General features: G+C 59.5%; 17 protein-coding genes and 1 pseudogene. 6 read left to right on the forward strand and 12 right to left on the reverse strand.

What is annotated here, in order from left to right:
- Positions 1-173 precede the first annotated feature (173 nt).
- Genes recG through H6B30_RS12315 form a run of 4 tightly spaced genes read right to left on the reverse strand, consistent with a single transcriptional unit; the run spans position 174 to position 4,317 of the window.
- Positions 174-2,273: an ATP-dependent DNA helicase RecG gene (gene recG / locus H6B30_RS12300; protein ID WP_205111002.1), complete on the reverse strand. Its 2,100-nt coding sequence runs from the start codon at positions 2,271-2,273 to the stop codon at positions 174-176.
- A gap of 9 nt (positions 2,274-2,282) precedes the next feature.
- Positions 2,283-2,987 (reverse strand): 2-C-methyl-D-erythritol 4-phosphate cytidylyltransferase, encoded by a 705-nt coding sequence (locus H6B30_RS12305; RefSeq protein WP_338088991.1) that lies wholly within the window; start codon positions 2,985-2,987, stop codon positions 2,283-2,285.
- Complete coding sequence (locus H6B30_RS12310; RefSeq protein ID WP_205111004.1) at positions 2,984-3,544, reverse strand: DJ-1 family glyoxalase III; 561 nt, start codon at positions 3,542-3,544, stop codon at positions 2,984-2,986. Before H6B30_RS12310 ends, H6B30_RS12305 begins: the two co-directional genes overlap by 4 nt.
- 56 nt (positions 3,545-3,600) lie before the next feature.
- Complete coding sequence (locus H6B30_RS12315) at positions 3,601-4,317, reverse strand: pyridoxine 5'-phosphate synthase (RefSeq protein WP_205111006.1); 717 nt, start codon at positions 4,315-4,317, stop codon at positions 3,601-3,603.
- A gap of 156 nt (positions 4,318-4,473) precedes the next feature.
- On the opposite strand from H6B30_RS12315, the gene H6B30_RS12320 reads away from it, so the two are divergent.
- Positions 4,474-5,361, forward strand: a complete 888-nt coding sequence (locus H6B30_RS12320) for an NAD kinase (protein ID WP_205111008.1) — start codon at positions 4,474-4,476, stop codon at positions 5,359-5,361.
- Positions 5,362-5,425: 64 nt separating this feature from the next.
- On the forward strand, positions 5,426-7,093 hold the full coding sequence (locus H6B30_RS12325; protein WP_205111010.1) for an ABC transporter ATP-binding protein: 1,668 nt from the start codon (positions 5,426-5,428) through the stop codon (positions 7,091-7,093).
- A 309-nt stretch (positions 7,094-7,402) separates the two neighbouring features.
- On the opposite strand, the gene H6B30_RS12330 is transcribed toward H6B30_RS12325, so the two are convergent.
- The 5 genes from H6B30_RS12330 to hpt all read right to left on the reverse strand — a co-directional run bounded on the left by H6B30_RS12330 (position 7,403) and on the right by hpt (position 11,814).
- On the reverse strand, positions 7,403-8,575 hold the full coding sequence (locus H6B30_RS12330) for a M23 family metallopeptidase (RefSeq protein ID WP_205111012.1): 1,173 nt from the start codon (positions 8,573-8,575) through the stop codon (positions 7,403-7,405).
- 20 nt (positions 8,576-8,595) lie between these two features.
- Complete coding sequence (locus H6B30_RS12335; RefSeq protein WP_205111014.1) at positions 8,596-9,405, reverse strand: purine nucleoside phosphorylase YfiH/LACC1 family protein; 810 nt, start codon at positions 9,403-9,405, stop codon at positions 8,596-8,598.
- Entirely contained in the window at positions 9,377-10,570 is a 1,194-nt protein-coding gene (gene obgE / locus H6B30_RS12340) for a GTPase ObgE (protein WP_205111016.1), read from the reverse strand. The genes H6B30_RS12335 and obgE overlap by 29 nt, the downstream gene beginning before the upstream one ends.
- A 5-nt stretch (positions 10,571-10,575) precedes the next feature.
- Positions 10,576-11,151 carry an adenylate kinase gene (locus H6B30_RS12345; protein WP_205111018.1) on the reverse strand — a complete coding sequence of 192 codons (576 nt, stop codon included), beginning with the start codon at positions 11,149-11,151 and terminating at the stop codon, positions 10,576-10,578.
- 123 nt (positions 11,152-11,274) lie between these two features.
- Positions 11,275-11,814, reverse strand: coding sequence for a hypoxanthine phosphoribosyltransferase (gene hpt / locus H6B30_RS12350; RefSeq protein ID WP_205111020.1), 540 nt, complete (start codon positions 11,812-11,814; stop codon positions 11,275-11,277).
- Between the two features lie 89 nt (positions 11,815-11,903).
- Here hpt and H6B30_RS12355 point away from each other — a divergent pair, with 89 nt between their 5' ends.
- Both H6B30_RS12355 and H6B30_RS12360 read left to right on the forward strand, forming a co-directional pair.
- Entirely contained in the window at positions 11,904-13,418 is a 1,515-nt protein-coding gene (locus tag H6B30_RS12355; RefSeq protein WP_205111022.1) for an NAD(P)H-hydrate dehydratase, read from the forward strand.
- Between the two features lie 33 nt (positions 13,419-13,451).
- Entirely contained in the window at positions 13,452-14,525 is a 1,074-nt protein-coding gene (locus H6B30_RS12360; protein ID WP_205111024.1) for a DUF4831 family protein, read from the forward strand.
- Positions 14,526-15,005: 480 nt separating this feature from the next.
- On the opposite strand, the gene H6B30_RS12365 is transcribed toward H6B30_RS12360, so the two are convergent.
- Positions 15,006-15,842: a hypothetical protein gene (locus H6B30_RS12365; RefSeq protein ID WP_205111026.1), complete on the reverse strand. Its 837-nt coding sequence runs from the start codon at positions 15,840-15,842 to the stop codon at positions 15,006-15,008.
- A gap of 434 nt (positions 15,843-16,276) precedes the next feature.
- Here H6B30_RS12365 and H6B30_RS12370 point away from each other — a divergent pair, with 434 nt between their 5' ends.
- Positions 16,277-17,344, forward strand: coding sequence for an ADP-ribosylglycohydrolase family protein (locus H6B30_RS12370; RefSeq protein WP_500684410.1), 1,068 nt, complete (start codon positions 16,277-16,279; stop codon positions 17,342-17,344).
- A 52-nt stretch (positions 17,345-17,396) separates the two neighbouring features.
- On the opposite strand, the pseudogene H6B30_RS12375 reads toward H6B30_RS12370, so the two are convergent.
- Positions 17,397-18,401: pseudogene (locus H6B30_RS12375) on the reverse strand (glycoside hydrolase family 43 protein); the annotation flags it as partial.
- A gap of 838 nt (positions 18,402-19,239) precedes the next feature.
- Here H6B30_RS12375 and H6B30_RS12380 point away from each other — a divergent pair.
- Positions 19,240-20,181 (forward strand): peptidoglycan DD-metalloendopeptidase family protein, encoded by a 942-nt coding sequence (locus H6B30_RS12380; RefSeq protein ID WP_439116968.1) that lies wholly within the window; start codon positions 19,240-19,242, stop codon positions 20,179-20,181.
- Positions 20,182-20,820: 639 nt separating this feature from the next.
- Here the strand turns inward: H6B30_RS12380 and H6B30_RS12385 are convergent.
- Complete coding sequence (locus tag H6B30_RS12385; protein ID WP_205111032.1) at positions 20,821-23,781, reverse strand: PEP/pyruvate-binding domain-containing protein; 2,961 nt, start codon at positions 23,779-23,781, stop codon at positions 20,821-20,823.
- Between the last annotated feature and the right edge of the window lie 39 nt (positions 23,782-23,820).

A 23,820-nucleotide genomic window follows, 5' to 3' on the forward strand; every position in this document is an offset into this window, starting at 1 on the left:
ACGGCCCGTTTCGGACTGCAAGACCGATTGTTTTGCAATCCGAAACGGGCCGTTTGGCGAACTCACTGAGACTCAGATATTTATCATTGGAATATTTCCGAGAAACAAACACGCCCGGAAATGAATCGCCACAAAAACGCCCCAAAGCTGAGAAGACGCCGCACAGAGAGCCGTCAGGAGATTGCCCCCCAGTTTATTTCGTTTCTGCGGAGCTCGCGCAAGCGGCTCCACAACAGTGCGTAGCGCTCCTTGCCACACTCCGGGTCGTCGTCGATGATGCGGCGTGCCTCGTCGCGCGCCATCTGCACGAGCTGCCCGTCGCGCGCAATGTCGGCAATCTTAAGGTCGAAAGCCATGCCACTCTGCTGCGTTCCCTCAAGGTCGCCGGGGCCGCGGAGCTTGAGGTCGGCCTCTGCGATGCGGAACCCGTCGGTCGTATCGCACATGATGTCGATGCGCTTTCGCGTGTCGTCGCTCAGCTTGTTGGGGGTGACCAGGATGCAGTACGACTGGTCTGCCCCGCGGCCTACGCGCCCCCGCAACTGGTGGAGCTGCGACAAGCCGAAGCGCTGTGCGTCGAGTATGACCATCACCGACGCATTGGGCACGTTCACCCCCACCTCTATCACCGTCGTGGCCACGAGTATCTGTGTCTCGCCATTGACGAAACGCTGCATCTCGGCATCCTTCTCGGCCGGCTTCATCCTGCCGTGCACCTTGCTCAGCCTGAACTCGGGAAAGGCCTGGCTGAGCACCTCGAACCCCTCTTCAAGGTTGCGCAGGTCGCTCTTCTCGCTCTCCTCGATGAGCGGGAACACTATGTATGCCTGCCGCCCGAGCCTTATCTGCCGGCGGATGCTGTCGTAGAGGGCCGTCAGCCGGGTGTCGTAGACGTGCTGCGTGAGCACAGGCTTGCGCCCGGGCGGCAGCTCGTCGATGACGCTCACGTCGAGGTCGCCGTAGAGAGTCATGGCCAGCGTGCGCGGTATGGGCGTGGCCGTCATGACAAGTATGTGTGGCGGGTTGGCGCTCTTGCCCCAAAGCTTGGCCCTCTGCGCCACCCCGAAGCGGTGCTGCTCGTCGACCACGACGAAACCGAGGCGCGCAAAGTGAACCGAATCTTCGATAATGGCATGCGTCCCCACCAAAATGTCGATTCTGCCCTCGGCCAGCGCCCCGAGCACATCGCGGCGCTGCCGCCCCTTGACCATGCCCGTTAGAAGCTCCACGCGCAACGGCATGTCGCCGAGAAAACTGCGTATGGTTGCCAGGTGCTGCTCGGCCAATATCTCCGTAGGCGCCATGATGCACGCCTGGTAGCCGTTGTCGACGGCCAGCAGCATTGACATGAGCGCCACGAGCGTCTTGCCCGAGCCCACGTCGCCCTGCAAGAGGCGGTTCATCTGGCGGCCCGAGCCCACGTCGCGGCGTATCTCGCGGATGACGCGCTTCTGCGCCTCGGTGAGCGGGAACGGCAGGTAATGGCTGTAGAACGTGTTGAAGCATTCGCCCACACGGGGGAACACGTAGCCCCGGTACTTGCGTCTCTGGTCGCTGGCATAGCGCACTATGCCCAGCTGGACGTAGAAAAGCTCTTCAAACTTGAGCCTGGCGCGGGCCCGCTCAAGCTCGCGCGCGTCTTTCGGATAGTGTATTGTGCGCAGGGCTGCGTCGCGCCCCATCATGTGGAGACGGGCCACCATCTCGTCGGTCAGCGTCTCGGCCAGGGGCTCTTTCATACGCTCGACGAGGCTCTTGGTGAGCCGTTCGATGGCACGCGAAGTCAGCCCGGCCTTCTTCATCTTCTCCGTAGTAGAGTAATATGGCTGCAGCCCCATTGCCGAAAGCTCCAGCGTGTCGGCCTGGTCGATGTCGGGGTGCACCACGTTGATGCGCCCGTTGAACACCGTTGGCTTGCCGAAGACGATGTACATCGTGCCGGGCCGGTATGCCTTCTTGGCATACTTGCCTCCGTTGAACCACGTAAGGTCCATCACAGACGTGCCGTCTGAGAAATGCGCGACCACGCGCTCCTTGCGCGGCCCCATCTCGAAGGTCTCGTAACTCAGTATCCGGCCGCGCACCTGCACATAGGGCATGTCGCCCGTAAGCTCGCTGATGGCGTACAGGCGGCTGCGGTCTACATATTTATAAGGGTAATACTGGAGCAGGTCGCCGTAGGTGCTGATGCCCAGCTCCTGGCTGAGTATCTTCTTGCGCGACGGGCCCACGCCCGGCAGGAACTGTATGTCTTGGGTCAGTATGTCTGGCACGGCTGCAATCTATGGTGCTGGTTGCGTCACTCCCTCCGCCGCCCCGGCCTGCCTGCCGAGCAGCGCCTCGGCCACGGCAAGGTCGAACGGGGTAGTAATCTTAATGTTCTCGCGGTTGCCTTCGACGAGCGTCACCTCGTGGCCGGCAGCCTCGACCACCGACGCATCGTCTGTGAAAGCCTCACGGTAGGGCTGTGCATAGGCATCCTTTAGCAACGATGCCTCGAACACCTGGGGCGTCTGCACCAGCCGATAGTCGCCTCTGGGCACGGTATGGCCGCCCACGTGGCGCAGCGTCTCGACCACGGGCGTGACCGGTATGGCCGCCCCGCTGGTGCGGGCCGCACTGTAGCAGGCCCTGATGGTGGCCACCGAGGCAAACGGGCGCACACCGTCGTGCACGCCGACCATGCCCCGCGCCCCGTCGGGCACAAGCCCAAGGCCGTTGCGTACGGAATGGAAACGCGTCTCACCCCCGGCCGCCACGAGGCAGTCGGCACCGAAACCGTAGTCGCGGCACAGCCCACCCCAATAGTCCTGTTGCTCGCGGGGCAGCACGAGGATGACCGTCACTCCGGGCAAAGCCTCGCGGAAGCGGGCGATGGTGTGCATCAGCACCGGCCTGCCGCCTACGGAGATGAACTGCTTGGGCAGGGGGGAGCCCATGCGCAACCCCTTGCCCCCGGCCACTATTATGGCATAATCGTCGGTCACTTCGCCTCCATCAGCTGAGTGTAAATCATGCCGTCGCGCACGGCCTTGGTTGCTCCGGCACCCACAAACTGCTCGAGCAGCGCATAGCTGAAAGGCAGTACGGCGGCCGGTCCGCGCCCTGTGGTGATGTTGCCGTCGACGGTGCAGAGGTCGGCCGTGTAGGTTGCGCCGGTCAGATACTTCTCAAACCCGGGGTAGCACGTGGCCTTTTTGCCATTGAGCAGCCCGAGCCCGCCGAGCACCAACGGCGCAGCGCAGATGGCGGCGATGCGCCCTCCGCGCTCGTTTTGCCCTACAAGCGCCTTGCGCAAGCCCTCATGCTCGTTGAGGTTTGTTGCCCCTGGCAGCCCACCAGGGAGCAAGAGCAGGTCGGCCGAAGCCAGGTCGGCGTCTTCAAAAAGCAGGTCTGCCTTGATTGCCACTCCGTGAGCCGACTCCACGAGCAGGTCGCCCGTGACGCTCACCGTCTTTATTTCCACTCCGCCACGGCGCAAGATGTCCACCGGGGCGAGGGCTTCCACTTCCTCGAAGCCCGTTGCAAGAAATTCGTAAACCATGGTTCCAAATGTTAGTCGTTAGTTATTGTAGCTGCCATATCGCACACGGCGCAGGCTCACCGGCCTATCGCCCGCCTGTACATGGCAATCGTTTCATGAAGCCCGAGGTAGAGCGCGTCGCATATAATGGCATGCCCTATGCTCACTTCATCCACCCATGGTATGCGCTCATGGAAGAAATGAAGGTTCTGCAGGCTCAGGTCGTGACCCGCATTGAGGCCGAGCCCTATGCGGCGGGCCTCCTCGGCGGCAGCCACGAAAGGCGCTATGGCCGCCTCGCGGTCGCGCTCGTAGCCGGCGGCATAGGGCTCGGTGTAGAGCTCCACGCGGTCGGCGCCGCACTCCTTGGCGTAGCCCACCATCTCGACCGAGGGGTCGACGAATATCGACGTGCGTATGCCTGCCTCGCGGAATCGGCCCACCACGTCGGTGAGGAACGCGCGGTTGGCCTTGGTGTCCCATCCGTGGTTCGACGTTATCTGGTCTTCTGCATCGGGTACGAGCGTCACCTGCGTCGGCTTGACCTCGAGAACAAGGTCTATGTATCGGTCGATGGGGTTGCCCTCGATGTTGAGTTCTGTTGTTATCTGCGGCCTTATTGCCCTCACGTCGGCATACCTTATGTGCCGTTCGTCGGGCCTTGGGTGTACGGTGATGCCGTCGGCGCCGAACATCTCGCAGTCGGCAGCCACCCTGAGAACGTCGGGATGGTTGCCGCCCCGTGCGTTGCGCAGTGTGGCCACCTTGTTAATGTTAACGCTTAATTTAGTCATCTGTAAGCAATTAAATGTCTCATTGCAATGCCATTTTCGCGATAATTGTGTATTTTTGCATACGTTTTGCGTGGCATTCTCAACCGCAAAAATACTAAATGTTTACCAAATAACGACATTTGGCATGGCTAAAGATATATAAAAAGACGATTTTGCATGACATCACACAGACTTAAGTTCGCCATCTTCGGCAATGTGTTCCAGCCCAAGAAGTCGGCATCAATAACCCGATTGCTTACCTGCCTTTCGCAAAACGGGGCCGAGGTGTCGATGGATTCGGCCTTCTACGACTTCATACAGCGCAGCGGCTGCAGCGCCCAGGGGGTGGCACGGGTGTTCGACGATGGCGATTTCGACGCCGACTTCGTGATATCCATGGGCGGCGACGGCACGTTCCTGAAGGCCGCGGCGCGCGTCGGGGCGAAGCAGATACCCATCGTTGGGGTCAACATGGGCAGGCTGGGCTTCCTTGCCGACGTAACCCCTTGCGACATCGAAGCCTGCATAAAGGCGCTGCACACAGGCGAGTTTACCATTGAAGACAGGGGCGCCCTGACGGTCGAGGCCGACGGATGGGAGCCCTCCGGGCCTTCGTGCGCGCTCAACGACGTGGCCATACTCAAGCGCGACGACGCCTCGATGATATCAATCCGCGCCGAAATCAACGGCGAGTGCCTAACCACCTACCAGGCCGACGGCCTCATAGTGAGCACCCCCACCGGCTCCACCGCCTACTCGCTGAGCAACGGCGGGCCCATAATAGTGCCGGGCACGCCCGTGTTTGCCATCACCGCCGTGGCTCCCCACAGCCTGAACACGCGCCCAATAGTGATATCCGACGACTCGGTGGTGAGGCTTTGCGTGGAGAGCAGGAGCCATAACTTCCTGATAGCCATCGACGGACGGTCGGAGAAATGCGCCGAGAGCGTCAGCATAACGCTGCGCAAGGCACCCTACAAGGTGAGGATTGTCAAGCGCCCGGGCGCCAGTTACTTCGACACACTGCGCGAGAAGATGATGTGGGGTGCCGACGGACGCGAATGAACGGGCGGCCGGGAGCACCCGCCGCCAATGCCCGCAAGGGCCCACAAAGCACCAATCGAAAAGGATGAAAAAGATAAAAGAAATACTGAGGCTGCAGAAGTCGCCTTACAGCGTGGGCCAGCTATCCGGCTGGCTGTGGCGGGCCCTGAGGGGCAACAGGCTGCAGGCCGCGCTCAATGCCGCCGTAGGCCTGGCCTCGGTGGCCGTGAGCCTGGCTGCCGTGTGGGCCGTGCAGCGCGCCATCGACATTGCCGCCGGCGCGCAACAAGGCTCGCTCTACTGGGCCGTGGGACTAATGGCCTTGTTCACGGCATGCGAGTTCGGGCTCGGCATAGCGCGCGTATGGATAAAGAACATTCTCGGGATAAAGGCGCAGAACCACATGCAGCAGCAAATGCTCGACAGGCTGCTGCGCTCCGAATGGCGCGGCCGGGAGCGCTATCACAGCGGCGACGTGATCAACAGACTTGAGCAAGACGTGGCCACTGTCGTCACGTTTGTCACCGAGACGCTGCCGGGGGCCCTGTCGGTGGCGGCCATGTTCACCGGCGCCTTTGCCTACCTGCTGCGCATGGACGCCGTGCTGGCCATAATCACCGTGGCCATGCTGCCCGTGTTCATGCTTGCAAGCAGGATATACATCACGCGGATGCGCAAGCTCACCAGGAGGGTAAGGCGCAGCGACAGCCGCGTGCAAAGCCTGCTGCAGGAGACAGTGCAGAACCGCATGCTGATAAAGACGCTCGAGTGCGACAGCCACATCGTGAGCCGGCTCGACTCAACCCAAAGCGTGCTGCGACGCCACGTGCGACGCCGCACGGCCTTCTCGGTGATGTCTAACCTGCTGCTCAACTCAGGGTTCTCGCTGGGTTACCTCGTGGCTTTCCTATGGAGCGCGCTGCGGTTGCAGCAAGGCACGCTGACGTTTGGGGGCATGACGGCATTCCTGCAACTGGTCTACAGGATACAGTCGCCGGCACGCGACCTCACAAGGCTGGCCCCGGCGTTCGTCGCAGTGTTCACCGCGGCCGAACGGCTGATGGAGCTCGAGGAGATGCCACAGGAGGAACACTCGGGCGGCAAGCCCATGGGCGCCCCATGCGGGGTGAGGCTGGAAGGGGTGAACTATGCCTACGACGACGGCAAGGACAACGTGATTGACGGGCTGTCGTTCGACTTCCGACCCGGCACATGCACCGCAATACTCGGCGAGACGGGCGCCGGCAAGACCACCCTCATACGACTGATACTCGCTCTAATACGGCCTACGGCGGGCAGCATCGCCATATACAATGCCGACGAGAGCCGCGAAGTGTCGCCGGCCGACAGGTGCAACTTTGTGTATGTGCCCCAGGGCAACACCCTGCTGAGCGGAACGGTGCGCACAAACCTGCGGCTGGCCGCCCCCGCCGCATCGGAACAAGACATGCTCGAGGCCCTGCACACGGCTTGCGCCGACTTTGTGGAGGAGCTGCCCGACGGGCTCGACACCAAGGTTGCGGAGGGAGGAGGGGGCCTGAGCGAAGGCCAGGCGCAGCGGATTGCCATAGCCAGGGCCCTGCTCAGGGGGCGAAGCGTAATGCTATTCGACGAGGCCACGAGCGCACTCGACCCCGCCACCGAGAAGCAACTGCTCGAAAACATTCTCTGCAACCGCGACAAGACGGTGATATTCATCACCCATCGGCCCGCCGTAATGGACTACTGCGACCAGACGCTGCGCCTGACATGACCGCGGGAAAGGCCATGCACCCACGGCACCGGGCCGCGGCATGGAGGCCGCACCGCCATGACTGAATGTTGACACCGAGCAGGGGCCGCGGCCAAATGGGCCGTACGGGCCTGCGATATGGGCTGTTTCACGACGCCAAAAGGGCCGTCTTGCAATGCAAGACGGCCCTTTTGGCAAACATGTCCGAAGCAAACTTGCAACGCGCTGGGCTGCAGCCGGTTGCGCCCCTCGGCCATACGAACTGAAAAAAAGCTACATCACAACGTGAGCCGCGGCGCCTCACGGCATGGCAGAGGCATGGGGTTGCCGTCACTTGCCCTTGGCCATGTAGTTGCGTTCCGACTTGATGGAAATGCTGCTGCCACTCTTTGTAAACGTGAGCTGCTCCATCTTGATGGCCTGGTTTGAGTGGTCGAATATCTTGCCAGGGTCGAACGTGCGGCCGTTGATGCGGCACTCGAAGTGCAGGTGCTCGGTGGTGGCACGCCCGGTGCGACCGGTCAGGGCTATCACCTGCCCTGCCTTAACCACGTCGCCCTTCTTGACCAGGTTCTTGGAGTTGTGGCTATAGCAAGTCTCAATGCCGTTGGCATGGCGTATCTTGATATAGTTTCCATAGGCATAATATCGCTGCGACATGGTGACCACGCCGTCGAAGGCGGCCAGAATCTTGTCGTGGGGCGTCGTCTTCAGGTCGACCCCGCTGTGCATCCTGCCTCCCCTGCGGCCGTATCGGCTTATCACCTTTGCACCGGGAAGGGGGTAGCACCACTCTCCGGGGTTCAGCGTGGCCAGGTTGACGGTAAAGCGGTTGCCACCGGCGAATGGGTTTGCTGTGTACGACTCCACCTTGCGCTCGACGGCCTTGCGCTCCGCAAACGCCTTCTGCTCGCTGTCCGGGTGGGTCACCGTAAGGCTTACGCGCTCTCCGTCTTTCCGGCACATGATGGTCTGGCGCAGCAGCCTGTGGCTCTCTACGCTCAAGATGGTGGCTGGGTTGATGCGCCCGCCATTCACCATTATGGCAAACGAGCAAAAGCCCTGGTCGCCGCAAGCGCCTACAATGGCTATGGTCTGACCGGCCTTCACCCTCTGGCCCACCTTCACGAGGTTCTGTGCGTTGTGACCATAGACCGTTTCAAGTCCATTGTCATGACGCACCACAATCACATTGCCGTGCTTTGGGTGGTGCCTTGACAGGCGTACCGTGCCGCCGAACATCGCCTTTACGGCGTCGCCGCGCTTAGTTGATATCTCAAGGGTGTTGTCATCGGTCAGCCTGGCCTTGCCAACGGGCAAGGGGAAGCTGTAGTCTGACGGACGCGCCGCGGCAAAATCGACGGTGAAGGCGTCCGAACGGGCAAACAGGCCCGGTGTAGAAATGCTTATCTGCTGCTGCTCCAGCGGCGTAAACCCGTCTTTGGTGGCCGAGGTAAGCGTCACGAGGGCCACCGCCGAAACAAGCAGGTGCTTCATCTTCATTGCTATTCCATGTTATTGGTTCATTGGCTTTTGTCTATCATTATCCCGGTGAATATCCTGCCCGACGCCGTTCCAAGGCGGCGCGCGGAGAAATAGTCATCGGCATGAGAGTAGGTGCAGGGGCCCTCGACGCTGACCGACGCGGGCTGCAACCCGGCAAGGCACAATTCGATGCGGTTGCATTCCCACAGGTCTATGTGCCACTTGCCGTGGCGGCGGGCCACCTTGTCCATGTCGAAACCGGCGTCGGCAAACAGCCCGTACACCTCGTCGCCCACCTCGAAATGCTCGAGCGAGATGCCCGGGCCTATGCAAGCCCGCAGCGCCGACGGCTCGGTGTGGTATGCAGCCGCCATGGCTGCCACGGCACGCGCGGCTATGTGGGCCACCGTGCCGCGCCATCCGGCATGCACGGCGCAGCAGGCGCGGTGGCACGGGTCGTAAAGGAGGATGGGCATGCAGTCGGCCGTTGACACACCGACGCAAACGCGCTCAACGTCGGTCATCACGGCATCGACACCCTCGAGCAGCATTTTCCGCGTAGACGGCGGCAGGGCCATGAACTCGCCGGCTATCTGCCTCACTTCCACCCCGTGGGTCTGGTGCGGCATTACCAGCCGTTCTTCGCCGATGCCGAGCTCGCGGCACAACAGGCCGCGGTTGTTTGCCACGGCCAATGGGTCGTCGCCGCAATACTCGTTCACGTTGAACGAACCGTGGTTGCCATGGCTGTAGCCGCCGTGGCGCGTGGTGCTGAAGGCAACCACGCCTTCGCCGAGGCTGTAGCGGCGCAATGTGGGCTCAGGGGTTGCCGTCGTCTTCGTATTCATACTCGAAGTCGTCGTAGTCCTCAATGTCTTCAACGTCGTCGTCGCCGTCGTCATCCCCGAAGCCCTCGTCGTCGTCTTCGCCCTCGGCCGCCAGCTCGGCAATGAAGGCGCTCATGTCCTTGTCGCGGTGCACAAGGGTCTCTTCGGCCGTTATTTCCTTCAGCTTGTTGCTCTCGCTGTTGAGCTCCCGCCACAGCACGTTCTTGAGGTCGTCGAGCCCCATGTGCGCCACTGCCGAGATGAACACCACGGGTATGTCGTCGGGCACGGTCTCGCGCAACATCTCTATGAGCTCCGCGTCGAGCAGGTCGGCCTTGGTCACGGCCAGCACACGATGCTTGTCGAGCATCTCCGGGTTGAAATTGCGCAGTTCGTTGAGCAGTATCTCATACTCGCGCTTTATGTCGTCGGTGTCGCCCGGCACCATGAAGAGCAGCAGCGAGTTGCGCTCTATGTGGCGCAAGAAGCGCAACCCGAGGCCGCGCCCTTCGCTCGCGCCCTCGATGATGCCCGGAATGTCGGCCATGACAAACGACTGGCGGTCGCGATACTCCACTATTCCCAACGACGGTTCGAGCGTGGTAAACGGGTAGTTGGCTATTTTGGGGCGCGCGCTCGACAGCGCCGACAGCAGGGTTGACTTGCCGGCATTGGGGAAACCGACCAAGCCCACGTCGGCCAACAGCTTGAGCTCGAGTATGACGGTCATCTCCTGCATGGGCTCGCCGGGCTGGGCAAAGCGCGGAGCCTGGTTGGTGGCGGTGCGGAACTGGTAATTGCCCAAGCCTCCGCGGCCGCCCTTGAGCAGCATTACCACCTGCCCGTCGCGCGCAACGTCGCAGATGTACTTGCCGGTCTCGGCGTTGTAGGCCACGGTACCGCACGGCACGTCGATGTAAACATCCTTGCCGTCGGTGCCATGGCATTTGTCTCGCCCGCCATTGCCGCCGTGCCCGGCGCGTATATGGCGGTCATAGCGCAGGTGAAGCAGCGTCCAATAGTTATGGTTGCCGCGCAGGTATACATTGCCGCCACGCCCTCCGTCACCTCCGTCAGGCCCTCCGTTGGGCTGGTACTTGGCCCGGCGCAGGTGCATCGAGCCCCTGCCGCCCTTGCCGGAGCGGCAGTATATCTTCACGTAGTCTACAAAGTTGGATGCTGCCATCTACATCAGTTTATGTTGTCAACGACCTCGCAGATGTCCTTGAAAATCCTGTCAAGCTCACCGAGGCCATCGATGTGGTTGTGTATTCCTTCTTTCTCATACCAGTCTATCAGCGGCGACGTCTGGTTGTGGTAAACGTCGAGGCGCTTCTTTATGGTCTCCTCGTTGTCGTCCGAGCGCCCGCTCTCCTGGCCTCTCTTTATGAGTCGCTTCATGAGCTCTGCCTCGGGCACGTCGAGTTCAATCATAGCCGCCACGGCATGGCCGCGCTCCGCAAGCATGGCCTTGAGCGCCTCGGCCTGTGCTATGGTGCGTGGGAACCCGTCGAAGATGACTCCCGCGTGGTCGGCGCCGAAGCCGTCGTAAACGCTTGCCAGTATGCTCACCATCAGTTCGTCGGGTATCAGCTGTCCGTTGTCAATGTAACCCTTGGCTGTCTTGCCCAGCTCGGTGCCGTTCTTTATCTCATTGCGCAGCACATCGCCGGTTGAGATGTGACCGAAACCATACTTCTTTATGAGCAGGTCGCTCTGTGTTCCCTTGCCGGATCCCGGCGCTCCGAATATCACAATATTCTTCATCGTAAGTCTTGTTTTGTCTATTGTTTGTATGAAACGTATACTGTCTAACTATTGTCCCTCCGCAGCCACAGCCCCGATGGGCGCGCGCCGCATGCCGGTACAAGCCGAAGGACACCCACGCCGTCAGTCGTTCTTCAGCGTATATATGTCTTTCAGCTGCCTGCCCTGCTGGTCATAGTCCAGCCCGTAGCCCAAGATGAAGTCGTTGGGAATTCTGAAAGCCACGTAGTCTATGGTCAATGGCACCTTCAGCCTGTCGGGCTTTAGCAGCAGGGTGCATATGTGCACAGACGCGGGGTTGCGCGTGCCGATGCTCTCTATCATCCTCTTCATGGTGAGTCCGCTCTCAACTATGTCCTCGACAATGATTACCGTGCGCCCCGACAAGTTCTCGTTGATGCCGATAACCTCTTTCACCGTGCCGCTCGAAGTGACGCCCTGGTAAGACGCAAGCTTCACAAACGATATCTCGCAGGGTATGGTTATCTCTCTCATCAGGTCGGCAGCGAAAATAAAAGCGCCGTTGAGCACTGCCAGCAACAGCGGGTTCTTGCCCGCCATGTCGCGGTTTATCTGTTCTGCAACGGCTTTAACGCGCTGCTTAATCTCGGCCTCAGATATTGAAGTCTCAAACAGTTTGTCTTGGATTTTGACTACACTCATGCTTCGTTTTTAGAAATTTTGAGGCAAAATTACTAAAATTCTGCCAAAGACTACGCAGCGGTTAGCATTAATTTTGTATTTTTGCACGTATGAAGATTTTCACTAGTGCTCAGATACATGAGCTTGACAAATACACAATAGAGCACGAGCCGATAGATTCCATCGACCTCATGGAGCGCGCGGCAAAGGCAATTGCGCGCTCGATAGCCGAAGAATGGAGCACGGCGACGCCTGTTGTGGTATTCGCAGGCCCTGGGAACAATGGCGGCGACGCCCTTGCCGTGGCCAGGCTTCTGGCCGAGCAAGGCTACGGTGTGTCTGCATTTTTATTCAACATCACCGGGCATCTGTCGGCCGATTGCGCCGCAAACAAGGACAGGCTCGTTTCCGTCAAGAAAATACAGCAGTTCATTGAAGTGAAGCAAGAGTTCGACCCGCCCCACCTCGACGCCGGCACCCTGGTGGTCGACGGGCTGTTTGGCTCCGGGCTCAACAAGCCGCTGGCCGGCGGTTTCGCCTCGCTGGTAAAGTATATCAACGCTTCCCCGGCCAGCGTGGTGAGCATCGACGTGCCGTCGGGGCTGATGGCCGAGGACAACACCTACAACGTGAGGGCCAACACCATACATGCCGACCTGACGCTGACGCTCCAACAGCCCAAGCTGTCGTTCCTTTTCGCAGAGAACCAGCACTACATCGGCAGGCTGAAAGTGCTCGACATACGCATCAGCGAGGAAGGCATGGCAAAGACAGACGCCCGCTACCACATAGTAGACGAGAACGAAGTGCGCCCCCTGCTGAAGAAGCGCAGCGACTTCGCCCACAAGGGAAGCATGGGCAACGCCCTGCTTGTGGCAGGCAGCTACGGCATGGGCGGCGCCGCCGTGCTGGCAGCACGGGCTTGCCTGAGGGCTGGCGTGGGCAAAGTGACGGTGCACTCGCCAAAGTGCAACAGCCTTGTTCTGCAGATATCTGTGCCCGAAGCCGTGGTGCAGCTCGACCAGGAAGAGACAGTGTTCTCGGAGCCTGTCGACGCCGAAGACTACACCGCGCTGGGCATAGGCCCCGGCCTTGGGCAGAGCGAGACCACTGCCATTGCGCTCATAGCGCAGCTGCGGCGCACCCAATGCCCCATCGTGGCCGACGCCGACGCGCTAAACATACTGGCCAACCACCGCGCATGGCTGCAACAGTTGCCCAAGGGCATAATACTGACACCCCACCCCAAGGAGTTCGACCGCATCAACGGGCACTGCGCCGACAGCTACGAAAGGCTGTCGAGGGCGTGCGACATGGCCGAGAGACTGGGGGCATACATCATAGTCAAAGGCCACTACTCTGCGCTATGCAAGCCCGACGGGCACGTGGCCTTCAACCCCACGGGCAACGCCGGCATGGCCACGGCCGGCAGCGGCGACGTGCTCACAGGCATAATCACGGCCCTGCTGGCACGCGGCTACAAGCAGGCCGACGCCTGCACTGTCGGGATGTACCTTCACGGACTGGCCGGAGACATTGCCGCGCGCAGCCTGGGCAAGGAGAGCCTCACGGCCGGAGACATCATCAACTACCTGCCGCAAGCGTTCATGCGGCTTGAAGACTGACCATAATACACTCAAAAAGTAACCATCAGCATCATGAGAAAGTTATTCATAGCAGGGCTGCTCGCCGTTTGCAGCGGAGCGTTCGCCCAGACCGAGACAAGCAATTACAGACCGGGGGTGACCCCTGAGGGCGCTGTATACTTCCTCCCTAAGACCGTGCTGCGCTTCGTTGTCAGGGTTGAAAAGACCACTTACACGCCGGGAGACTTCTGCCGGTATGCCCAGCGATACCTGCGCCTGAACGATGTAGAAGCCGAGGCTTCGACAACCCACAAGCTCATCAGCATGACCATGGGCACCTATGGCGAGGCCGACAAGGCAAAGGGCTACGCCGTGAAGTTCAACGCCAAGACCTCGGCATGCAACATTTCGCTGGCCGACGACGGCACGTTGCTGGCCGTCAACGCCACGGCCCGCAAGCCAGAGGCGCCTGTCCCGTTTGCCCCGGCACCCAAACCGGCACCCGTAAACCCGAGGCAGTATCTCAGCGAAGAAGTGCTCGCCGCAGGAAGCACGGCCAAGATGGCCGAGCTGACCGCACAAGACATCTACGACATACGCGACAGCAAGAACTACCTTAACCGCGGAGAGGCCGACTACATGCCCAAAGACGGGGAGCAGCTGCGCATAATGCTGGCCAACCTCGACAGGCAGGACAAGGCGCTGACACAGCTCTTCACCGGCACGACAACCAAGGACACCACTGAGTATGTGCTCACGGTGTGCCCGCAACCGGGCATGCAGAAGCAGGTGCTCTTCCGCCTTTCGCAGAAGCTAGGGCTCGTTGACAACGACGACTTGTCGGGTGAGCCATACTACATCAGCGTCACCGACGAGCAGAGCCTGCCGGCGGCAGCACCCGAGACCGAGGGCGGAAAGAAGAAGAAAGAAAAGGAAGACGGCATATACGTCAACATTCCGGGAAAGATTACCGTCAATATATACAAGGGGGCGACCCTGCTCGACAGCTTCGAGACGAGCGCCGCGCAGTATGGCTACACCGAACTGCTGAGCGGCGAGCTGTTCAACAAGCGCTACACCACCCACCTGACGCTCAACCCCGCCACCGGGGCCATCGACAAGCTCGATGCCGAGCAGCCTGAATAAAGGCGCTGGGCGGCGGCAGAGGGCCACCACCCGCCAAACCGGAAAACCAACAGTGCGCCGGAGCCCATGCGGCTACCGGCGCACTGTTTTTATGCCACGCCTGGCTGCCAGAGGCCCTACAGTAGCGGCAAAAGGCCGGGCAACGACCACCTAAGCACCCATCCGCGGCAACCGGACAGGGGCAAGGGCGCCCCTCGATGCGGAATTGACCACACCTATACATATATATATTATTGTGGGGATTGGCCGACGGCCGGGCGGCGCCCCCCGGCTGCACGACAAACGGGAATGGGGAACACCCGCCATGAAGCGCAACGCCGGCGCGGGCATACCGCGACTGCATAACCGACCCACCGCCCCTGGCGGCCGCCATGCAGCCCACAACAACGGATGAGCCACAAGGCAACGCAACGCCACGGGCCCACAGGCGCAGCCACACCAAGGCCGGCCCATGCCGCCAACAGCCGCAGCCCCGGGCCGTCAATGCAAGTCAAAGCTCTCGCCGTTGGCCTTAGCCCAGTCTACAAACGCCTTTTCCATGTCCTTTATCAGCTTCATGGGGTCTGAGGCCATGCATGACGCAGCTTTGAGCTGGGCCCGGTAACTGTCAGAGCGCATAAGCAGTATCACGCAGTCGAGCTCCGACTCGCTGACACTGCCCACAAACCTGTTGAGCATCAAGGCCTTGGTCATGCCGGTAACAAAGCCCAACACGGTCTTCACCTTGTCTTCGTCGACGCCCACGCCAACCTTAGCCAGCACATTGTCGACGGCCGAAGTCATAAGCTGCTCCGTACCGCTGGCCTGCCAATATGCCTCAAACTTCTCCTTGTATGCCTCGGTACACTCGGCCACCGACGGCAGCGTGGGTTGGCGCCCATCCTTCAGAGCGCCGAAAGCCGACGACATTGTGGGCATTATGTCCTTTACTATGTCTGCGTAAAGCGAAGAGATGTGGGCGTTGGCCTGCCTTATGTCGGGGCGCGCCAAGAGCCCGGCCAGCCCCACCAGTTGCTGTTCAGACACATTCTCGCGGAAGCATGGCAAGGCCATGTCAACCATGTCGTCGCCATATTGCGTGGCGATATACCTGTCGAGGCTTTTCTCAAGGCGCAACGCCTCCTCGCTGCTCACACCGTGCCGGCTGCGCGACAACGCCCCGGCAACAAACATTTTCATCTGCGACTTCCTGATGGCCATGCTGGCACTATCAGCAAACAACACCTGCTTAAGTGCCTCACGGTAGCGGTCGGTGGCAGCCCCGGCGGTGCCTCCGACCATCAACGCCATGGCTGCGGCCATCAAAATCCTGTTCATTCTCATAAGTCAATGCTGTGTATATGGTGGTTATTTCGTTCGAGAGCCATGCACACTGCGCTACGCAACGCGCGTCTCAACAGTGGCCGACCGGACAAAGATAGCTATTTTTTGCTACAAACAGCACTGCCATGGCCTGAAAAAAACTCTTTCCCACGGTTTGTAACGGCGGAAAGGCCCGCCTACCCACACCTACGGCAGCAACCTCACGCCCACGCCGCCTTGGCGCCACCACCACGCCCCGGGCAGCGCATGGCGCAACCGCCTGTCTGACAGCGGATTGCAATACAGCCCGTTTGGGCCTGCAAAACGGGCCGTATTGAAGCCCAAAACAGGCCGTTATGCACCACAAAACGGCCCATACTGCCATCTGCCACTGCAGCATAGGCGGCACGGTTGCCGCCAGCCGACCTTCAAGCGCAGTCTGCTTTGTAATGTTTTTCTACCAAATATGCGCTTCGCGAGGCAATCCGCCACACAAGCAACCGGCGCCGAATCCACCGGCATACGGGCACGGGGAAGGCGTTTTTTTTGTTAAAACAAATAAAAAATGCCGCTTATTCCGGCTTTTTGATTATAATTGGACTCGAAATGAAAACATATCGGCAAAAGGCCCTACAAGCGAAGGCAGTAAGCCCGACAGACAAAAACGATACAGAGATATGTTAGGAGCAATAGTTGGAGACGTGGCCGGTTCTGTATATGAATCGAGCCGAATGAAATGCAGCGACCCAAGCAAGATAACGCTGTTCATGGCCACGAGCCGCTTCACCGACGACTCGGTGATGACGCTCGCCGTGGCCCGGTGGCTTACAGACAGCCGCGACAAGAGCGCGGCCTCGCTCGTTGAAGCCATGCAGAAACTGGGCCGCAAGTATCCCAACGCAGGCTATGGGCCGGCCTTCGCCCGCTGGTTGGCCGCCGACAACCCCAAGCCCTACGGCAGCTGGGGCAACGGCGCGGCCATGCGCGTGAGCCCGGCTGGGCTTTATGCCACCACCCTCGACGAGGCACTGCGGCTGGCAACGGTGTCGGCAACGGTGTCTCACGACCATCCCGAGGCCGTCGGGGCGGCCCGGGCCGTGGCCGCGGCGGTGTTCATGGCGCGCCACGGGGCCGGCAACGCCGAGATTCGGACTTATGTGGAAAACAGTTTCGGCTACGACCTGAGCCGCACCATCGGCGAGATAAGGCCTGCCTACGCGTGGGATGTGTCGTGCCGGGGCTCCGTGCCCGAGGCCATCACGGCCTTCCTCGATGCCGACAGCGTGGAGCAGGCCGTGCGGCTGGCCATCTCGCTGGGCGGCGACGCCGACACGCAGGCAGCCATAGCCGCAGCGATAGCCGCAGCGCGGTGGCCCGTGCCCGACTGGATGGAGCAGGAATGCCGCCGCAAGCTCACACCCGAACAGGCTGCCATCATCGACAGTTTCGAGGGCGCCGCAGCCGACAGGGCCGCCGGCCGGGCCACTATGCAGACGCGGCCCGGCGCCACCCACTGAGGTGCCGCCGGGCCGCAGCCGCCGTCATGCCCGCCGGGCATGGCCATGCGGGTCAGAGCTTAATCTTTCCCGGGAAGTCGCGCTGGTTTTTCTTCCAGTACTCCTCGAGCCTCTTGGCCTCTTTCTTTGTGAGCCACGTCACCGCCCCATGCTTCTGTCCGTCGAAGTTGGTGCGCTTCATCACGCCCTCGTCGAAGCGGCCCAGGGGCTTGAACGTCTCGAGGTCGGTGGTCTCCGAGAAGCCGAAGTTCATCGGGTTGGCGCGATAAACGTCGTACATCAGAATCCATTTGTCCTGCCCTATCAGCTTATAGACACTCGGAGCCTCACACCCAATCTTCTCCGGGTCGCACAGGCGGTCGTCAAACGTCCACGGGCCGGTGATGCTCTTCGACGTGGCCTGCTTCACGCCGGTCTTGCCGTCGTGAGAGCAATAGAACAGATGGAATGTGCCATCCTTGTAAACCATGTTGCCGTCGATGGCCTCCTTGCCCTCCTTCGGGTAAGTGAACAGCACCTCGGGCTTTCCCTCGGGCTTGTTGAAGTCGTCGTTAATGTAGAAGTAATAGAGCTTGGTCTTCTCCTTGCCGTGGCGCATGGTGAAGTGCACCATGAGCTTTTTCTTCACCGGGTCGAAGCAAGTCTCGGGCGCCCAGGCGCATCCTATGTCGGCGAGCGATGGGTCGAGCTGGTCTACGCGTATGTTTGCGCGCGTCCAGTTGATAAGGTCTTTCGACTTCATGAGCACCAGTCCGAGGTTGTTTCCCCACCCGAACTTATTCCCGTCGCGCTCCCATTCGGTCTGGCGGAAGCCGGCTTGCTTGGCGTAAATGTGCAAGTCGGTCATGGCGAGGTAGAAAGCCCCGTCCGGCCCGCGGAAAATGTGCGGGTCGCGTATGCCCCGCTGCATGGCGATAGTGTCGCCGGCAATCACAGGCTCGTTGTTGTTGACGGCCGTAAACGTGTGCCCGTCGTAGCTGATGGCCATGTGCAGGCTGTGCGTGTCGTCCTTGTGGTAAACCATGAGGTATGCTCCCATGTCTTTCTCCTCAGGCACATCTGCCCCCATGGCAGGTGCCGCGCCTGCAGCGAACAGCGCCGCCAGCGCAATGATTGCTTTCAGTGGTTTCATCTGTAATGGCTATTTTAATTATTGATATACTGTCTTGAGGCATGGCCGCCGGGGCGCCCGCCATTGCAAGCGAGGTGTGGCGGCAATGCCTTTGCGGTGCAAAGTTACAACAAGTCCGACATTTCCACAAACCAGGCGCCATATTTATTGCCCACAACGCCCATGATTTTCCACCTGGCCCCACCGCCATCACAGCCCAATAGACACTGAATGCAGCGATGTGGCACGCCATGAGGCATGCCGCAAACAGCCGTACCTGGCACCACCAACGAACAGCCCGCCAACAACCTGTGCCACAACCAGTTAGGCATAGAGTTCGTTTTGCATTCCCAAACGGCCCGTTTCATGGTGTAACATAGGCCATTCGGGAATGCAAAACGGGCCGTATGACAGCGCCGTTACGGCCGTGCCGCCGCAACGTCGGGCTACGACAACGACAATGATGGCCTCATGACGTGGCGCATAAACAAAAACACTTGCACGGCTACGGCACGCAATAGCATACTGGCCGACAGCGTGCCGGAACACGCTTCGGAAGCAGGCGCCTCGCATTACGTTTCGTTAACATCCTGACTATCAGCAGGGCTGCAAGTGTTAAATAACCAACAAATTGTGTTAACCCCGCTCGATTTTCATGAAATATTTGCTACCTTTGCAACGTTCAAGCAAAAACGAGGAATATGACATGGCTATAATTGGGTTATAATTATTATGTCATTCCTTTGCACAATGGACGTTATTCTCACTCGAACCAATAACGATTATAATGATTAGAAAGTTAAAGACAGCCGTTATATTAGCCTTGATGTCAGTGAGCGCACTTCCAATTGCAGGACAAGACCTGCTGGCACGACAGGCACCGATAGACAGAAGGATGAAAGCAGTGGACTCTGTTGCGCTGCACAGGCTTATCCAGAACGAGCAACTTGAATCGCCCGCAGCCGACCTCTACGCCGACTGGGACAACAAATATGCCCACCGCGCCACCGAGCTGCCCGACTCGTTCCGCATCGACCTGCGCCACTTCTGCATGCCAACGACGAGCCGCGTGCTTACATCCAACTTCGGCGCAAGATGGGGAAGGCAGCACAAGGGGCTCGACATCAAGGTGTATATAGGCGACACCATTAGGGCTGCATTCAGCGGTAAGGTGAGAATAGTGAAATACGAAGCCCGCGGCTACGGCAAATACGTGGTAATACGCCATTACAACGGGCTTGAGACCATCTACGGGCACATGTCGAAGCAGCTCGTGGAAGAAAACCAGGAGGTGCGCGCAGGCGACCCGATTGGCCTCGGCGGCAACACCGGCAGAAGCACGGGGTCGCACCTTCACTTCGAGACAAGGCTCTGCGGGGTGGCCCTCAACCCCACCCTCATGTTTGATTTCGTCAACCAAGACGTCGTAAGCGACTTCTACATGTTCCGCCGCGACAGCTACCAGAGCGAAGGGCTGGCTGCCAACAAGCTACGCGGGGTGGGCGCGCAGGAAGTTGACAACGACGACAGCGAAGACGAGGAACTGGCAACCACGGCGCCGGCGGCAAAGGTGGAGCGCACCATTCGCTACCACAAGGTGCGCCGCGGCGAGACTCTGGGCCACATAGCGCGCAAGCGCAACACTACCGTCAACGAGCTTTGCCGCCTCAACCACATCAGCAAGAGCACAAGGCTCATGCCGGGCCAGATACTGAAATACAACTGACATACTTATATAATAGCGCTCAAAGGCAACGTGGGAGACAGTGTTTGATGCACTGTCTCCCACGTTGCTTTTGCCATCGGGGCAGATGCTGCAGGCCCACATGCCCCATGCGGCTGCACATACCGGCCCACGGCATGCATGCCCCCGGCCGCGAGCATGGCTCACCAGATAAATCCAAGAGGCTTTTTAGGAGTTAAGGAGTTAGGAAGTAAAGGAGTTAAGACAATAAGTAGCTGTTCAAAATTAACCGATACAATAGACCTTGCAGGTGTACTCTATATCTTTGCCACCATCTTGTGTACTCTTTCGGGCCGCATGCCAAAGTCTCATCGGTGGCGTAGCCCGCTACGCTCTCTCTTCGGACTTTGGCATGCATCTCCGAAATAGCGCACAATTTGATGGCAATTAATTTTGAACACCTACTTAGTTTTGGGTTTATTTTGGAGGCGGGAGACAGGAAACAGGAGTACAGACAATAGCTATGGAAACATGGAAGCCATGGGAGCATGAGGAAAGTGTTGCAGGAAGATAGTCAAATTCTATTGTCTTAACTCCTTTACTCCCTAACTCCTTAACTCCCCAAAAGCCCCCCTATGTTTATCGGGTGTTCCCTGACATTGCCATCAAGGCCAAGGCCAATCAGCCGAAGAGCACCACACCCTCCTGCTTCTTGCCGTCCATCATTATCTTCAGCGGCCGTTCGAAACGCACATGGCGCACATAAGCCGTCTCATCCACAGCCGGCATGGCATCGAGCACGTCGGCCCTGAGCAGCCCGTCGCCACGGTATGTGTTGATGGTGAAGTAGCCCACGCCAAACGACGTGAGGTTCTGGAAGAAGTGAGTGCCCTGACTCGGGTCGACGCGATAGTTCTTCAAGCCTGCCTCGACGATGACCCTTGCGGCGCTGATGTGCGGCCATTTGACCGGGATGCCAAGCCACGGGTCGCTCGATCCCCATCGTCCCGGGCCCACAAGCACATAATTGCGGCCCTCGGCCAGGAACTTCCTGTTGAGTCGCTCAATCTCGCATGCGATGGCAGGGTTGTTGGATGCCGTGAAGTCGTCGCCCGTCTTGACATACACAACATCGGTCACGTCTTCGCTGATGCCGTGTCCCAACGAGTTGTGCGAGCGCAGCAGGCAGCGCGAGTCGGGTATCGAGGCCACGTCTTCGTCAAGCATCTGCTTGCTGTCGACAATGGGCCTGATTTGCAACAGGTTCAGTTCGCCGGTCTTGTCGGGGCCGAGGTTGCACGCAAACTCAATCTCAACGGGGCGCCTCATCTCCTCCGTTCCAAGCTTCTGAACCATCTGCAACAGTTCCGGCAACGGGAAGACGCCGTGCTGCAGCACCCCGCAGAAGGTGATGACCTTGCGCCCTCCCTCGTAGATGCCGTCGCGGATGACCTGGTCGTAAGGGTCGAACGTCGAGGCGATGTACTGCAGCGAGCCATCCTTGTCGGCCTCCTTTACCCTCAGGTTGAGAATGTTGAAACCGTCGTCCACCTTGAACCCGCCCCCGATGTCGGTCATGTCGAGCGCGTAGAAGCGCGTCTGGGTTTCCCGCAGGGCCATTTCCATCTCGCTGGTCTGCAGCACCTGGCTCGGGTGATAGGGGCAAACGCGCAGCGTCTGGCCCCCGTCAACTATATACTTGCCCAATCCGAGGGCCAGGTTGACAATACCCTCCTCTGCCTTTTCCTCGCCTATGGGGTAGTAATTGAGCGACCTCAGCACACCGCTGAAGCTCGGGTAGAACCTGTCGCCATATCGCCTGCCCACCACCTCCTGCAGTATGACGGCCATTTTCTCCTGGTCTATGATGTTGCTCGTGGCAGTCATGTAAGCCTTCGAGTCGCGGTAGTATACCGATGCGTACACTCCCTTGATGGCAGAGGCCAGCATGCGCAGCATCTCATACTTGTCGTCGAGATACGGAATCATGTATGTCGAGTATATTCCGGCAAAGGGTTGGTAGTGACTGTCTTCCAGAAGCGACGACGACCTGATGGCTATAGGTGCCTTGACGGCATCGAAGAACGTGAAGAAGTCGGCAATGAGCGAGTCTGGCAGTTGCGCCCTGAGGAAGTGCGACAGTATTTCCTCGTCGCTGGCATCGCTCAGTGCCACCTGGTAAAGGTTGTTCTTGTCCATGAAATCGTCGAAGACGTCGGTGCAGAGCACCAGTGTCTTCGGTATGCAAACGGCCGCCCCGGTATACTGGTTGAGCTCGGGGTGGCGCTTGATGATATTGTCAAGGAAAGCCAGTCCGCGCCCCTTGCCGCCGAGCGAGCCGTCGCCGATGCGCGCGAAGTGGCCGTAGGCGTCAAACTTCCCCCGGTCGAATACAGCCACCACGCCAATGTTCTTCATCCGCCTGTACTGCACAATGGCGTCGAATATAATCTGTCGGTGCGCGTCGACGTCCTGCAGCTTGTGCCATGTGACGTGTTTCAGGAATGCCGACACGGGGAAGATGGCCCTGGCCGACAGCCATCGGCTCATGTGGTTGCGGCTCACGTGGTAGAGCATCGAGTCGTTGGGTATGGTAAAGATATTGTCCTGCAACTCCTTGAGGCTGTGTATGCGCAGAATCTCCTTGCCCGTTTTCGGGTCGTGGAACACAAAGTCGCCGAAGCCCATGTGCTCCTCCATGAGGCGTCGCAGGTCGATGTCCATCTTCTTCGAGTTCTTGTCTACGAAGCGGAAGCCCTCGGCCTCGGCCTTGAAACGGTTGTCCGACTCGGCGCTCTGCAGTATCAGCGGCACATACTCGTCGCGTTTCCTTATCTCGCGCAGCAGCTTGAGCCCGGCCTCTGGGTCTTTCGCGCCATCTTTCGGGAAGCGCGCGTCGCTTATTATGCCCAGCGCATTGTCGCCATACCGGTCGTACAGCTCCATGGCCTCCTCGTAAGTGCGCGCCAGCAACACCTTTGGCCGCCCCCTCTTCCGCTGCGCCGCGGCATGCGGGTTGAGCGCCTCGGTAGAGAAGCGCTTGGCCTGCAGCAGTATGTAGTTGTATAGATTGGGCAGTATGGAGGAGTAAAACCGTATGCCGTCTTCCACAAGCAGAATCATCTGCACGCCGGCTTCGGCCATGTCGTGCTCTATGTTCATCTTGTCTTCGATGAGCTTTATGATGGAGAGGATGAGGTTGGTGTTGCCCAGCCAGCAGAACACGTAGTCGAACATCGACAGGTCTTCGTTCTCCATCCGCTTCGTGATGCCGTGCGAGAAAGGCGTGAGCACCACGCACGGCGTCGACGGCGAGGCCTCCTTCACGGCCCGGGCCACATCGAAGGCATCGTTGTCGGCATTGCCCGGCATGCATATCACAAGGTCAATGTCGGTGGTCTTTAGCACCTTGTCAGCCTCTTCTGTCGTTGTCACCTGCGTGAACGTGGGCGGATAGCGCAGCCCCAGGTCCATGTACTCGTCGAAAATCTTCTCGTCAACGCGCCCGTCGTCCTCAAGCATGAAGGCGTCGTAGGGATTGGCCACGATAAGCACGTTGAATATGCGGCGCGTCATAAGGTTGACGAACGACACGTCTTTCAAGTAGAACTTGTTCCACTCGGGTGGTATGTTTGCTCTCATAGAATCACGGTTTTCAGTATTTCACGGCCCTCCGCGGCC

The organism is Marseilla massiliensis (assembly GCF_016899955.1).
Lineage (GTDB): Bacteria > Bacteroidota > Bacteroidia > Bacteroidales > Bacteroidaceae > Prevotella > Prevotella intestinigallinarum.

Coding starts and splice junctions, on each gene's coding strand:
- H6B30_RS12355 (WP_205111022.1), top strand. CDS start 11,904: ATGAAGATTTTCACTAGTGCTCAGATACATGAGCTTGACAAATACACA.
- hpt (WP_205111020.1), bottom strand. CDS start 11,814: ATGAGTGTAGTCAAAATCCAAGACAAACTGTTTGAGACTTCAATATCT.
- H6B30_RS12345 (WP_205111018.1), bottom strand. CDS start 11,151: ATGAAGAATATTGTGATATTCGGAGCGCCGGGATCCGGCAAGGGAACA.
- H6B30_RS12385 (WP_205111032.1), bottom strand. CDS start 23,781: ATGAGAGCAAACATACCACCCGAGTGGAACAAGTTCTACTTGAAAGAC.
- obgE (WP_205111016.1), bottom strand. CDS start 10,570: ATGGCAGCATCCAACTTTGTAGACTACGTGAAGATATACTGCCGCTCC.
- H6B30_RS12370 (WP_500684410.1), top strand. CDS start 16,277: ATGTTTTTCTACCAAATATGCGCTTCGCGAGGCAATCCGCCACACAAG.
- H6B30_RS12360 (WP_205111024.1), top strand. CDS start 13,452: ATGAGAAAGTTATTCATAGCAGGGCTGCTCGCCGTTTGCAGCGGAGCG.
- H6B30_RS12310 (WP_205111004.1), bottom strand. CDS start 3,544: ATGGTTTACGAATTTCTTGCAACGGGCTTCGAGGAAGTGGAAGCCCTC.
- H6B30_RS12325 (WP_205111010.1), top strand. CDS start 5,426: ATGAAAAAGATAAAAGAAATACTGAGGCTGCAGAAGTCGCCTTACAGC.
- H6B30_RS12330 (WP_205111012.1), bottom strand. CDS start 8,575: ATGAAGATGAAGCACCTGCTTGTTTCGGCGGTGGCCCTCGTGACGCTT.
- H6B30_RS12335 (WP_205111014.1), bottom strand. CDS start 9,405: ATGAATACGAAGACGACGGCAACCCCTGAGCCCACATTGCGCCGCTAC.
- H6B30_RS12315 (WP_205111006.1), bottom strand. CDS start 4,317: ATGACTAAATTAAGCGTTAACATTAACAAGGTGGCCACACTGCGCAAC.
- H6B30_RS12320 (WP_205111008.1), top strand. CDS start 4,474: ATGACATCACACAGACTTAAGTTCGCCATCTTCGGCAATGTGTTCCAG.
- H6B30_RS12365 (WP_205111026.1), bottom strand. CDS start 15,842: ATGAACAGGATTTTGATGGCCGCAGCCATGGCGTTGATGGTCGGAGGC.